Source organism: Ralstonia sp. SET104 (assembly GCF_003851545.1).
Classification (GTDB): Bacteria; Pseudomonadota; Gammaproteobacteria; order Burkholderiales; family Burkholderiaceae; genus Ralstonia.
Genome location: NZ_BHVX01000006.1, coordinates 65,085 through 78,438 on the forward strand (window position 1 = coordinate 65,085; position 13,354 = coordinate 78,438).

10 protein-coding genes are annotated in these 13,354 nt (G+C 64.7%); 4 read left to right on the plus strand and 6 right to left on the minus strand.

Annotation, left to right across the window (positions count from 1 at the left end):
* Entirely contained in the window at positions 1 to 870 is an 870-nt protein-coding gene (locus PSUB009319_RS09595; RefSeq protein ID WP_124382178.1) for a MurR/RpiR family transcriptional regulator, read from the minus strand.
* 163 nt (positions 871 to 1,033) lie between these two features.
* On the opposite strand from PSUB009319_RS09595, the gene PSUB009319_RS09600 reads away from it, so the two are divergent.
* Both PSUB009319_RS09600 and PSUB009319_RS09605 read left to right on the plus strand, forming a co-directional pair.
* On the plus strand, positions 1,034 to 2,332 hold the full coding sequence (locus PSUB009319_RS09600) for an amino acid deaminase (RefSeq protein WP_124382000.1): 1,299 nt from the start codon (positions 1,034 to 1,036) through the stop codon (positions 2,330 to 2,332).
* Between the two features lie 11 nt (positions 2,333 to 2,343).
* Complete coding sequence (locus tag PSUB009319_RS09605; RefSeq protein WP_124382001.1) at positions 2,344 to 3,270, plus strand: sugar kinase; 927 nt, start codon at positions 2,344 to 2,346, stop codon at positions 3,268 to 3,270.
* Between the two features lie 106 nt (positions 3,271 to 3,376).
* On the opposite strand, the gene PSUB009319_RS09610 is transcribed toward PSUB009319_RS09605, so the two are convergent.
* From PSUB009319_RS09610 to PSUB009319_RS09620, 3 genes are all read right to left on the minus strand, one after another.
* Positions 3,377 to 5,827: a penicillin acylase family protein gene (locus tag PSUB009319_RS09610; RefSeq protein WP_124382002.1), complete on the minus strand. Its 2,451-nt coding sequence runs from the start codon at positions 5,825 to 5,827 to the stop codon at positions 3,377 to 3,379.
* Between the two features lie 269 nt (positions 5,828 to 6,096).
* Positions 6,097 to 8,001: a PAS domain-containing sensor histidine kinase gene (locus tag PSUB009319_RS09615; RefSeq protein WP_124382179.1), complete on the minus strand. Its 1,905-nt coding sequence runs from the start codon at positions 7,999 to 8,001 to the stop codon at positions 6,097 to 6,099.
* A gap of 295 nt (positions 8,002 to 8,296) precedes the next feature.
* The gene (locus tag PSUB009319_RS09620) at positions 8,297 to 9,592 is read right to left on the minus strand and encodes an MFS transporter (RefSeq protein WP_124382003.1); all 1,296 of its coding nucleotides are present in this window, start codon (positions 9,590 to 9,592) and stop codon (positions 8,297 to 8,299) included.
* Positions 9,593 to 9,744: 152 nt separating this feature from the next.
* On the opposite strand from PSUB009319_RS09620, the gene PSUB009319_RS09625 reads away from it, so the two are divergent.
* Entirely contained in the window at positions 9,745 to 10,089 is a 345-nt protein-coding gene (locus tag PSUB009319_RS09625) for a DUF3175 domain-containing protein (RefSeq protein WP_124382004.1), read from the plus strand.
* A 20-nt stretch (positions 10,090 to 10,109) separates the two neighbouring features.
* Here PSUB009319_RS09625 and PSUB009319_RS09630 read toward each other — a convergent pair whose 3' ends face one another.
* Positions 10,110 to 10,391 (minus strand): hypothetical protein, encoded by a 282-nt coding sequence (locus PSUB009319_RS09630; protein ID WP_124382005.1) that lies wholly within the window; start codon positions 10,389 to 10,391, stop codon positions 10,110 to 10,112.
* Positions 10,392 to 10,744: 353 nt separating this feature from the next.
* On the opposite strand from PSUB009319_RS09630, the gene PSUB009319_RS09635 reads away from it, so the two are divergent.
* On the plus strand, positions 10,745 to 10,993 hold the full coding sequence (locus PSUB009319_RS09635) for a dodecin (protein ID WP_124382006.1): 249 nt from the start codon (positions 10,745 to 10,747) through the stop codon (positions 10,991 to 10,993).
* Between the two features lie 66 nt (positions 10,994 to 11,059).
* Here PSUB009319_RS09635 and PSUB009319_RS09640 read toward each other — a convergent pair whose 3' ends face one another.
* The gene (locus tag PSUB009319_RS09640) at positions 11,060 to 13,192 is read right to left on the minus strand and encodes an acid phosphatase (protein WP_124382007.1); all 2,133 of its coding nucleotides are present in this window, start codon (positions 13,190 to 13,192) and stop codon (positions 11,060 to 11,062) included.
* Between the last annotated feature and the right edge of the window lie 162 nt (positions 13,193 to 13,354).

Consider the following 13,354-nt stretch of genomic DNA (forward strand, 5'->3'; position numbering starts at 1 on the left):
TCAGTCCCCAAGCGGCTGGCGATTGCCGCCGCCGCGATGCGCATCGAGCACGTACTTGATGCGACGTAAGAGCTCCTTGCTGCGATCGGCCTGCTGCAGCGCGACCTCGGTGGCCAGCAGGTCAATCATCATCATCATGGCGTAGCGCGATGACGATGGCTTGAAGATGAAATCGGTTTCCATGGCCTGGATCGGCAGCAAGACATCGGCCAGCGCTGCCAGCGGCGAGCCGATGGCTGTGATGGCGACGATCCTGGCGCCGTATTCGCGCGCGATGGTCACGCTGTCGATCACCTCCGGCACGTGGCCGGTCACGGAGAACACGACCACGACATCGTCGGGGCTGAGCGTGGCCGCAACCATCCGCTGCAGCATCGAATCATGATAGGTGGTGACCGGCCGTCCGAGACGCGCAAGGCGGTAGCGCATTTCGTCGGCCATGGTGGTCGAGCCGCCGCCCATGCCAAACACGGTGACCATGCGCGCTGCGGCCAGGGCGATTGCCGCATTGCGGAACGCCTCGGGCCGCACCAGCGCGCGGTTGGCCTCCAGCACGTTGCTGATGTCGGCCAGGATGCCGTCGGCGCTGGAGGGCGGGCGGTCGGCACCGCCATCTAGAAAGCGCTGGCCGACTGCGGCTGCCTGCGCTAGTTTGAGTTTGAGTTCACGTACATCACGGCAGCCCATCGCTTTGGCGAATCGGGTAACGCTGGCTTCGCTTACGCCTGCACGTTCGGCCAGCGTCTGGATGCTGCCTGCGGCGGCCTCGGCAATGTCGCTCAAGACGGTCTGCGCGACCTTCTGCTCGGCGGGGCGCAGCTCGGCGGCACGCTGAGAGATACGGGTCACGATGTCTATCGGTTCACGCATGGGGGCAGACGTAAATTCGCGCATTCTGGGCTCCCGGTAGTTGTCCGGATAGCAGTTTGCTGAGGGTTTTGGTACTTTGTAACAGGCAGGTCGGGAGCATAATTTCGCCGCTATCATTGTGTCAACCCGATGTTTACCCCCACAGGAACGCGAGTCGATTTCCATGAGTGATACAAAGTACCAAGGAGATGCCAACGCCGTCGTCAACCCATTCGACAAGGGTCTGGGTGCGTTGGAAACCGCTTGCCGGCCGGAGCAGATTGCTGCCCAGCGCTGGAACGTATTGAACGAAGATCTGAACCTGCCGGCGGCAGTGCTTTCGCAGTCGCGCATTGAGCACAACCTCGCCTGGATGCAGCGCTTTGTGGGCGAATATGGCGCCAAGCTCGCGCCGCACGGCAAGACGACGATGGCGCCGCGCCTGTTCCAGCGCCAACTGGCCGGCGGTGCATGGGGCATCACGTTGGCGACCGCGCATCAGACGCGCATTGCTTATGCGCACGGCGTACGCCGGGTGCTGATGGCGAACCAGTTGGTCGGCAAGCGCAACATGGCCATCTTGGCCGAACTGCTGGCCGATCCATCGTTCGAATTTTTCTGCCTGGTGGATGCGGCGGATCAGGTGGATCAGCTCGCTGCCTTTTTCGGCAAGGCTGGCCACCCGATCCAGGTGCTCATTGAGCTGGGCGTGCAGGGCGGCCGCACCGGCGTGCGCGATGACGCGCAACTGCAGTCGGTGCTCGATGCGCTCATGCGTGCCAATGGTGCTGTCAAGCTGGCCGGCGTGGAAGTTTACGAAGGCGTGATCAAGGAAGAGGCCGACATCCGCACGTTCCTGCAGCGCGCAGTGAAGACCATCGGCGATCTGGCCCGCGCCGGCCGCCTGCAACGCACGCCGGCCGTGCTGACCGGCGCAGGCTCCGCCTGGTACGACGTGGTGGCGGAAGAGTTCGCCAAGGCCGATATCGGCCAGCCGCTGGATGTGGTGCTGCGCCCGGGCTGCTACCTGACGCACGACGTGGGCATCTACCGTGCCGCGCAGGCCCGTATCGACGCCAACAACCCGATCGCGCACAAGATGCGCTCCAGCCTGCTGCCAGCGCTGCAGCTGTGGGCCTACGTGCAGTCGGTGCCAGAAGCCGAGCGCGCCATCATTGCGCTGGGCAAGCGCGACGCCGCATTCGATGCAGGCTTGCCGCTGCCGGTGCTGCATTTCCGCCCCGGCAGCAGTGACGCACGTGACGCACCACGAACGCCGTCCGCCACGCCAGCGCACTGGGAGGTGACCGGCATGATGGATCAGCACGCCTACCTGAAGATCGCCCCCGGCGACGACATCAAGGTCGGTGACATGATCGCCTTCGACATTTCGCACCCGTGCCTGACGTTCGACAAGTGGCGCCAGATCTCCGTGGTTGACGATGCGTACAACGTCGTCGACGTGGTACAGACGTATTTCTGAGCGAGGGCCCCATGGCAGACATCCTCGCTTACGGCGAAGCGCTGATCGAGTTCAACCAGGCGGATTCCGGCAGCACGTCGTGGAATTTCGGCTTCGGCGGCGATACGTCCAATTTCTGCATTGCCGCGGCACGGCAGGGCGCGCGCACCGGTTACATCAGTGCCGTGGGCGCAGACCGCTTTGGTCAGGCGCTGCGTGCACTGTGGCAGGACGAAGGTGTCGATCACACCTACGTGCATACCGATACGCAGGCGCCCACGGGCCTGTACTTCGTGTCGCACGATGCGCGCGGCCATCATTTCGATTACCTGCGCGCGGGCTCGGCGGCCAGCCGTTTTCAGACGATGCAATTGCCGTTGCAGGCGATTGCGGCCGCCAAGGCATTCCACCTGTCGGGTATCAGTCTGGCGATCAGCGAGGCAGCATGCGACGCGGGTTTGGCGGCGATGGCGCATGCACGGGCTGCGGGCGTGCTGGTGTCGTTCGATACCAACTTGCGTTTGCGCCTGTGGCCGCTGGCGCGTGCCCGTGCTGTCATGAAGGAAGCAATGCGTACGTGCGATCTCTGCCTGCCGAGTTGGGATGATGTGACTGCACTGCTTGATTGCCATGACCGGGATGGCATTGTCGATACGCTGCTTGGTTGGGGTGTAAAGCTTGTGGCGCTGAAAATGGGCGCGGAAGGCTGCTACGTGGCTACGCCGGAGGCACGCACGCTGGTGCCGCGCCATACCGTGAATGCGATTGATGCGACCGGGGCGGGGGATTGCTTTGGCGGGTCGTTTGTTGCGCGCATTGTGGCGGGGGATTCTCCGGTGGCCGCGGCGCGTTATGCCAACGTGGCTGCGGCCATCTCGACCACCGGCTACAGCGCCGTTGCGCCGATTCCGCGTGCTGGTGCTGTGCTTGCTGCGTTGGCTTCTGTGCGTGCTGCTTGAGTGGACGCTGTTGGTTGGCTGGGGTTTCCTCCCCTGCCGGGGCCGACGCACTTCGAAAAGAAAACGCCACCGCGTTGTATAGCGGTGGCGTTTTCTCGTTGGCGCGTTACTTGGCGGGCACCAAATGCACACGTGATTCCGTGGCGGCCTCCACTGCCTTGCGCGAGTACAGCAGCGGGAAGTATTTGCCCTTGAGCCACAGTGGCGCGAGGTCGCGGTAGTGCGGGCTTTCCGGGTCGCCCGACTGGCCGGGCAGATTGACGGCGCGCGAGTTGTCCCAGTTGCCGACATCGACGACCGTGCGGAACGACGGGCCGTTGGTCTGCAGGAAATCGCTGGCTCGATACGTCGACTGGTTGGGGGTGTACGGGCTGCCGCCTTCGGGTGTGGGGCCGACGTTGAGCTTGGCGCGCGTGGCCTCGTCGACGATGGCTGCGAACGGATGGGCGTTCAGGTTGTGGTGCAGCGCGCCCCAGTTCCAGGCCTGCGGGTTCTGGCCCTGGCGCTTGACCATGTCGGCCCAGGCGTCTTTCAGGCTGGCAAGCAGCACGGCGTCGCGCTTGGTGGCGGCCTGTAGCGGGTCTTCGCCAAACTTGCGCTCGCTGCCTTGTGGATGTTCCAACGTGTCGAGCATCACGGCGGTGTCCGGTGCGCCCATTGCATCGGCGGCGGCCTTGGGCAGCACGGCGTTCTTGAACGCACGGCCCAGGTGGTGCGTGAACCAGACCTCATGCAGTGCCGCCTGCGGAGAATCCGCCAGCATGGTCGCGTTCCATCCCTTGAACAGCGTGAGCGCGGCTTGTGTGTCCGCATCGTTGGACGACAGCGGCGCCAGCAGTGTCATCAGCCGCCGCGCCGGGATCGACACCATGTCGTTCTGCAAGCGCATCGAATCTTCAAGCGATACCTTGTCGAGTTTGGCCAGCACTTCGTCAATGCGTGCGTGGCGTGAGCCGTTGGTCCACTCGAAGCCGAGCTTGCGCTCGCGGTAAGGATAATCGGCCGGCAGGTTCATCTCGTTGGATGAGGTGAAGTAGCCCGACTTCGGGTTGTAGGTGCTGGGCAACTGATCGCCGTGCCAGAAGCCGGCCCATTCGTAGCGGCCATCACCGGGCACGGGCAGCAGGCCGTCCCAGTTGGGGCGGATGGGCGCGAGACCGCCCGGCACCCAGCCAATGTTGCCCTTCGTATCCGCATAGACCTGGTTTTCGGTGGGTGCGCCCCAGTTCATCATCGCTTGCTTGAACTGCGCGAAGGTGTGCGCTCGCATGTAGCCGACCGAACCGAAATACGGCGACATGCCCGGCGACAGCCATGCCGATCGCACGGCATACGCGCGGTGCTTTTCGGCATCGATATAGATGACGGGGCCATGGCGTGTGAAGGTCAGGTCCACCGGGCGGGATTCACCGCCGCGCACCTTCACGGTTTCGTGCAGCACCTTGAAAGGCTCCCAGCCGTCCTGGTAGCGGTACTCGCTGTTGTTGGCAGGGTTCAGCGCGTAGACGTAGAGGTCTTCCTGGTCGATGTTGAAGATGGTCAGGCCGAATGCCACATGCCCGTTGTGGCCGATCGACACGGCCGGCAGCGATGGTTCGCCCGCACCGATGATGTCGAGCGTGGGCGTGCTTACGTGGGCGATGTAGCGCAGGCTCGGGGCGGAGTAGGCGCGGTGCGGGTCGTTGGCCATGACGGCGCGGCCGGTGGTGGACTTGCCCGGCGCGATCACCCAGTTGTTGCTGCCCTCCATGGTTTCTTCGAGGTTGGCGAGGTGGCTTGCCGCAGCCACGTGCGTGCTGTCGATGTCGACGCCCTTGAGCGATTCAGGCGTGACACGCACGCCTTGCGTCGCCAGCGTAAAGACCTTCAGCAGATCCTTCGGCAGGCATGGGTCGAGGCCCTCGGGCAACTGGGTTTGCCAGGCGGGCTGCAGGCCAAAGCGGATGGTGTCGTCGGCCAGGCTCGCCTTGCAGGCCACGTTGGCGCGCGCCACTTCCGACTGCAGATTGCGTGTCAGGCCGTGGCTGCGGATGCGCACCACGTCTTCCGGCGCCCAGTGCGCGGGCGTGTAGTTGAGCTTGCGGAACTCGAGCGGCATGTGTTCCGGGTGCGTGGCCAGCCAATCGACGTACGCATTGATGCCGGCAACAAAGCGCGTGGCAATGCGCTGGGCATCGGTGCTGTAGTGGTTCCACTCAACCTGCATGTCACCGCGGTAGAGGAACAACCGCGTGGCGCGATCCTGTTCCACATAGGCGGGGCCGAACACTTCTGAAAGTTGCCCCAGGCCGCGGCGGCGCCACAGGTCAATCTGAAACAGGCGGTCGCGCGCGGCGTTGAAGCCTTGCGCAAAAAAGCCGTCGTCTTCGCTCTTGGCGTAGATGTGCGGGACGCCCCAGCGGTCGATCAGGATGTCGGCGGGTTTCGACAGGCCGGGTACGGCAATGGTCTGCGTGGCAGCGGCGTTGACCGGTTTGGGCGCGTCTTTGGCAACGGCCTGGGCGGACATGCTGAGCGCAATGGCGGACAACACGGCGCGAAGCGAACGGATGGGCATGGCGATGCAGTCTCCTCTCTGAGCCCGGAATGCCGGCGCCGCCCAAGGCGGGCGGCTGGATTCAGGCGTTCTTATGGATACAGCAGACAACCGCGAGCGCGGCTGATGGGACGGGCAAGCTGGCCGATCGGGTGAGCGGGTGCTGGCTACTGCAAGGGGAGAGATGCCCACCGATCGGCACAGACCAACGAGTATGCGGATGCGCAACCACCCGCGCCAATGACTTTTGTTCGGTCAACCATTCCGTCAAGGCATGGCTGACCGGTGTGTCACGCCGGCGTTTCAGGCCCCGTCTTGCGGTGCACATTGGCGGCCAGCACGTGGCCCAGCTCACCGGGGAAGATCGGTTTGGTGATGACGGATTGGTAGCCCGCGTCCTTGGCCGCCTTCAGGCGGATCGGGTCGGCAAATGCGGTGACGGCGATGGCCGGCAGGTCGGTCAAGCCACGTTCGCGTACGGCCCGCACTAGCTGCATGCCGTCCATACCGGGCATGGCCAGGTCACTGACCAGCGCGTCAAACGGATGCGCATTGGTGGCTGCGTGTTCCAGCGCATCGAGCGCGGCCGCGCCGCTGGATACGGTAATAACCTCAGCGCCGTAGCGCTCCAGCATCAGCGCAATCACGCCGAGCGACTCGGGGTTGTCATCCACTGCCAGCACGCGGAGGCCGTCCAGTGCCGGCATGCCCGTCCCGCCGACCAGGCCCGGCGTGCGGTTGGCCTGTTCGCCCGGTTGCGCGGCATGCAGCGGCAACGACACGGCCATGGTGGTGCCACGGTCCGCGCCGCTGCTGGCCGCGGTGATGCGGCCGTGGTGCAGCTCCACCAATTGCTTGGCAATCGCCAGCCCCAGCCCAAGCCCGCCGTGGCGGCGCGTGCTCGACAAATCCGCCTGCTGGAAGCGGTCAAAAATATGCGGCAGGAAGGCCGGCTCGATGCCGATGCCGGTGTCACGCACGGTGGCCACCACGCCTTCAGGCGCGGCATGCACGGAGAGCCGGATGTGCCCACCCTCGGGTGTGAACTTGACGGCGTTGGCCAGGAGGTTCCAGAACACCTGTTTCAGGCGCCCCGCATCGCCTTGCAGTATCGGCACCTGCAGGAATTCGGTATCGACGGTGATGTTCTTCAGGCGCGCCATCGGCTCGATCGTCTCGCGCGCGCGTTCCAGTACATCGGCCAGATCCACGGGGCCGATTTCCAGCGGCACCTTGCCCGAGAGGATGGCCGACATGTCGAGCAAGTCGTCGATCAGGTGGACCTGCGTGCGGGCACTGCGCTCGATGGCTTCAATGCCGCGCTTGAACAGCGCTTCGTCGTAAGCGCGCATGTTCAGCAATTGCGCCCAGCCCAGCACCGCGTTGAGCGGCGTGCGCAGTTCGTGGCTGACGGTCGCCAGGAAGTCGTCTTTCAGGCGGCTGGCCCGCTCGGCTTCTTCGCGCGCGCGGGATTCGGCTTCAAGCAACTGCGTGCGGCGTGCCTCGGCCTGGCGGCGTTCGCTGATGTCGATGACGGCGTTGGTCAGGCCGATGATCTGGCCGCCGTTTTCACTGCTGTCGCGCAGCGGCATGACCACCACGTCGTAGACCACGCGCTGCGTATGGCGCCGGCGGAAGGCGAACTCCACTCGCGTGGGCGTGCCGGAAGCAATGACGCGCTGGCCCGCTTCGGTCAGGCGCGATGCGGCGCGGCGGCCGAACACTTCACGCACCGTTCGTCCCAGCAGTTCATCGGGCTGCAGCCCGAACACGGGGTTGTGGACCCACGTGAAATGCATCGTGTTATCGACGTCGTAGAGCGAAATGGGCGAAGCCTGCAGCGCTGCCAGCAGACGTTGCTGAGACAGGCGTTGCTGGGCTTCCGCCAGCGCGCGGCGTTCGGCCCCGGCGCGGGCGCGGCGCAATTGCTCGCACAAGCCGCAGATGAGCAGCGCACCCACCCCAAACACCGTCATCTGGACGGGCGTGAGCGGCACTGCGGCCGGCCAGCTTTGCAGCGCGGCCAGCGCCATGAAAAGCCCTGCATAGGAAGCGATGGCCAGCATGCCCGGCCAGAAGCCGCCGTACCAGGCGGCAATCGTCACCACCGGAAAGGCCAGATAGAACGGCAGATGGATGCCCATCGCCGATTCGAGTAGCGTCCGCCCGATGGTGCCAACGGCGGCCGCGCCGATCGCCACCAGCCATGCCGATGGGCGGATGGCCGGCGCAACGTTGAACCCGCTGGCGCTGAATGGCCCAGGGTCCGCCAGCCGGGCAGGGCCGGCAGCGCGTGTGCCCCGTGGGCGGGGCGAAGAGGGCGGAATGGACGTCACAGTCGGGCGCAGCAATACCGGGCGTAAAACAAAGCGGGCGAGGGTGAGTCAGGATACGAAGTGACCGTCGCCGATGCCATCGGGGTTTCGCTGACACGCCTGCAAGACAGCGCCAGATTGTTGCTCAGGCCAGCAGCGGCGCGGGTTCGGGGGCTTATCCCCCTGACGGGGGGTGTCCGGCGTGCTCCGGATGCGGATCGCGCATGCGGTCGCGGTGCGTCAGGGCAGGGAACAGCCGCATCCAGATTGCCACCACCAACAGCGTGCCGATGCCACCAATCACCACCGAAGCCACCGGCCCCAGCAGCCCGGCCACCATCCCCGATTCGAATTCGCCTAACTGGTTGGACGCGCCGATGAACACCGAATTGACCGCGCTCACCCGCCCGCGCATGGCATCGGGCGTATCGAGCTGCACCAGCGAAGTCCGGATCACCACGCTGATCATGTCCGACGCACCCAGCAGCACCAGGGCCAGCATCGACAGCGGCAGCCAGCGTGAGACCCCGAACACCAGCGTGGCCAGCCCGAACACGGCTACGGCGCCAAACATCACACGGCCAACATGCCGATCCAGCGGACGGTGCGCCAGGAAGAGCGCCATGCCCAGCGCCCCCACCGCCGGCGCCGAGCGCAGCAGCCCCAACCCCCATGCGCCTGTGCCAAGGATGTCGCGCGCGTAGATCGGCAGCAGCGCCGTCGCGCCGCCCAGCAGCACGGCAAACAGGTCCAGCGAAATGGCGCCTAGCACCACCGGCCGCCCCTTGATGAACACGATGCCCGCGAACAGCGATTCGAGGCTCACTGGTGTGCTGCGCGGCACTGCGCGCTCCATGCGCACCAGCGCCAGCAATACATGCGCAAACAAAAACAGCCCGGCGGCTGTGGCATACACCACCGGCGCGCCGGCCACATACAGAAAGCCGCCCAGCGCCGGCCCCAGGATGACGCCGGTCTGCCCTGCTGAGCTGGACAGCGCCACCGCGCGCGGCAATGCCTGTGGAGGCACCAGCGATGGCAGCAGTGCCTGCAGCGTTGGTGTCTCGAACGCGCGCATCGCGCCGAGTATCACCACGCACAGGAAGATCGGCTGCACACCAGTGTGCCCATTGGCAGCCATCACGGCCAGCGCGACCGCCACCAGCGCTTCGATCGCCTGGCAGGCGCGCACTACGTACCGGCGGTCGTAGCGGTCGGCAACATGGCCGGAGGCCAGCACCAGCACGACTGACGGCAGGAACTGCGCCAGCCCGACCAGCCCGAGCACATAGGCGCTGCGCGTCAGCTCGTAGATCTGCCAGCCGACGGCCACCCCGAACATCTGATACGCGAAGGTGGTTGAGAGCCTTGCAAACCAGAACAGCCGGAAAGCGGGGTAGGAGAACGGCGCATGCGACAGCGTTTGCGTGGATGCGCAAGAAGCGGAGGAAAGACCAGCGTCGCCAGACACGTTGAATGCATGCCGGAGGCCGGCGGTAAATGAAGGGGGCGGAAAAGCGGGGTGAAGCGCTCGTCATCGTAACGGAAGTCCGCCCGCTGTAACCGCCCGCGCGGGTACGCGGCTTGCGAAATTGCTGATACCTCATTACAGGAGATTTCATCATGGCAACGTCCCATGCCAAGTCGAAACCGGGCCCGGCCAAGTCGAAGGGCCGTCGCTGGTCGCACCATGTGATGGAGACAAGCGACGCGCTGGATATCGAACCCGACATCTTCAAGTCGCGCAGCGCTGCGCGTATTGCGGCCTCGCTCAAGGCATCGGCCGAACACAGCCGGCGGCGCAAGGGGGCGGCATTCCAGTCGGCCATGTCAATGCTGACGTTCTATATCAATCGGGCGGGGCGCAACCTCAGCGCTGGCCGGCGCCAGATCCTGGAGCGAGCCAAGGACGCCTTGCGTGCCGAGTTTGGCCGCCCCGCGCACAGCACGGCAAAAGCCCGGCATTGACGGAGAAAGGGAGCAGCCGGTCAGATGGTCAGCATGACGGTGAGTAGTTGGCGCGCGACCGCCTTGTAGTCGGCCATGTCGCCCTGCGGCGAATACGTCGACAGCGTTTTGCCCCGGTATTTGACCGTCACGATGCCGTTGCGGGCCGAGTAGGTGGCCTCGATATTCAGGCCACCACGCTCAAGATTGAAGGGGATGGTTTCAGCCACCAGGCGTGCGGTTTCCGGCGTGGCAGGTGGCGCCGGCGGCACCGCTGACAGCGGCGAATATGAGGCGGGTGCTTGTTGTTCGGGGTGGCGCATGGCGCCTCCTCTTGGGGGAAACGGGTGCGCACCCCAATGCAGGTTTCGTACCAGCCCGGTTTGGCGGGCTGCGCTGAGCATCCGCCCGAAAAGTGGCACATCAACTGCGGCCCGGTCATGAATGCATGCGTGGGTTTGACGTCGCGCGTCGATGGGCTGACGAGATTTGTCAGATTTGTAAACGCAATTAACCGCCAAGCGCTTCTGCCGCATGCAAATTCGGGCTATCAGGGCGCGCGGACAGGTGCCATTCTGGTAAGTGCCATGGTGCGCGCACCGCATGCTCACCCCATGCTCAGCGCGTGCAGGCAGACACCCTGCCAACGTTCCAACCATGCCAACAAGGAGGCGATATGGGTTCCCATACTTACAAGATGATCGAGCTGGTCGGTTCTTCTCCCGACTCCAGTGACGCGGCTATCCGCAACGCCGTCGGGCGAGCGGGCGAGACGCTCAAACACCTCGACTGGTTTGAAGTGCTGGAAACGCGCGGGCACCTGGTCGACGGCAAGATCGCGCACTGGCAGGTGACGATCAAGGTGGGGATGCGGCTAGAGACGCTGGAGAGCGAAAAGCCCACCGGTAAGAAGAAGGGCAAATAGCGGGCAAAGAAAAAGACGGCCAGGATTGCTCCGGGCCGCCTTTTTTGTGAGGACTGCGCTGCTGCGTTATTGCATCTGCGAGAAGTCCAGCGCGTTGGTCAGGTCACCCATCGGCTTGTTGCCGTTGTTGACCAGGGCACGGTCGCGCTCCTTCAGGCCCGCCAGTTGCGGCAGGGCAAAGCGGTGCGTGATCAGGCGCAGGATCGAGGCCGTGTCGTACTGCGTATGGTCGACGAAGCCCTTCTTGGCGAACGGCGAGACGATGATCGCCGGGATACGCGTGCCCGGGCCCCAGCGGTCGGCCTTCGGCACTGCGGCGTGGTCGTAGAAGCCGCCGTTTTCGTCATACGTCACCACGATCACCATGTTCTTCCACTGCGGGCTCTTCTGCAGTTGGGCGATCACGTTGGCGATATGGGCGTCACCGTCAGCCACGCTGGCGTAACCCGGGTGCTGGTTCAGGTTGCCCTGCGGCTTGTAGAAGGCCACGGGCGGCAGCTTGCCGGCAGCAGCGTCCTGCAGGAACGAGGCGTCGTAGTCCTTCAGGTGAGCGGCACGCTCGGCTGCGCCGGTGGTGGTGGTCGGATCGAAGCGGGTGAAGTAGTTGAACGCCTGGTGATGCGGCTGGAACTGCGTCGTACCGCCGTAGATGACGGTGCGGTCCGTCTGGGCGGTACTCCAGGCGCCAGCGTACCAGGCCCAATCGATATGACGGGCGCTCAGCAGGTCACCGACGGTGGTCTGCGACTGCGCCGGCATGGTCGAGGGCTTGGACGCATCGGCAAGGGTGGCGTTGCCGCCGGTGGCAGCCGTGTTGCCGCTCGGCTGGTACGGCGGCTGCATCGTGTTGACGGCGTAGAACATGCCCGATGCATCCTTCGGCGTGATGGCGCCGTCGTTCAGGTACGTGGCGGGGCCGTTCAGCGCCGAGCTCGGGCTGGTGGCGGCCGGCGTCAGACGGACGAAGTTGCCGTTGGCATCGGTATCGATGGCCGCGATCTTGCCCTTGGCGACCGAAGTGTCAGCATTCGGGTACTTCGGAACGCAGGCGCAGACCAGGTACTGGTGGTTCAGGAACGAACCCCCGAACGCGCCCATGTAGAAGTTGTCAGCCAGCACGTATTGCTTGGCGATGTTCCACATGGACATCTTGCTGCCGTCGTAGTAGCCCATCGACAGGCCGCCGGCATCCGAGTAGGCGGGGAACTTGTCGTTCTTGCCGCCGTTGATCTGCATCTGGTTGTTGTAGAAGCGGTGCACCAGGTCGGTGGTGATCACGCTTTGCGGCACGACCACGCCGGTGCCGTTGACGCCCTTCGGATCGTCAATCTGGAACGGCTTGTTGGGCCAGTTGGCCGTCTGTGCCTGCGTGACGGTCACGCTCTGGCCGGGGGCGGTCAGGCCGCCCCAGGTCTGCGGCAGCACCGGCAGCACGGAGCCATCGAAGTCCTTCTGCGCAACGGCGGTGCCCGTGGAGGTCGGGTTCACGCCCGGCACGCCGTTAGCGCCCGGGAACAGGCCGTACAGGTTGTCGAAGCCGCGGTTTTCCGCGTAGATCACAACAATGTTCTTGACGTTCTTGGCCAGCAGTTGGTGGTTCCTGACGCGCTCGCGGAGCCCCTTGTTGAAATCGGCGTCATTGGCCTTCGCATCGGCGATCAGCTCGATGACATGGTCGATTTCCGACTTCAGTACATCCTTGACGGCCGGGTCGGTTTCCTTGTTGTGGTCGGCCAGCAGCTTGTCTTCAGCCACGTCCAGGCGCTGAGCGAGCGCGGTCTTGGCGGCCTTGAGGTCGCCGCCGTTATCGTCCATCAGGGTGGCCAGCTCGGTCGAGATGGCGCTGACGACGGCGTTGGCGCTGGCCGGTGCGCGGAACACCAGCGGCTGCGTGATGGCGTCGTGCGCGCCCGTGTCCGGATCGTTGCGGAAGGCATCGGTGCCGACTTCCACCACGACGTTACCCTGGCCGGTCAGCGAATAATTGCCCTTAGCATCGGTGTACGTGGCGGCTTCATTGGCGTCGCACTTGCCGTTGCTGTTGGCATCGATACAGACTTTGGCATGCTCGAAGTAGCTGCCGGTCACGACACCCGAGGTGGACCCGGTCGAGGCACTGTTGGAATCGCTGCCACCGCAGGCAGACACACTGGCCGCGACCAGCGCGGTCAGGGGCAAAAGACGGAAAACTCGGCTCATGATTTCCCTGGGTTGTTGTGTTGGGGACGAAAGCGAACCGGAGTCTGGACGTTTTGTATGACAAATCGGTGATGAAGCGTCACATGGGGCACCAATGCCGGCGTAAACCGCATCGATGGCCGCGGTCAGGGCAAGGGGCGGTGTGACCGAGCGTCTGAAGCC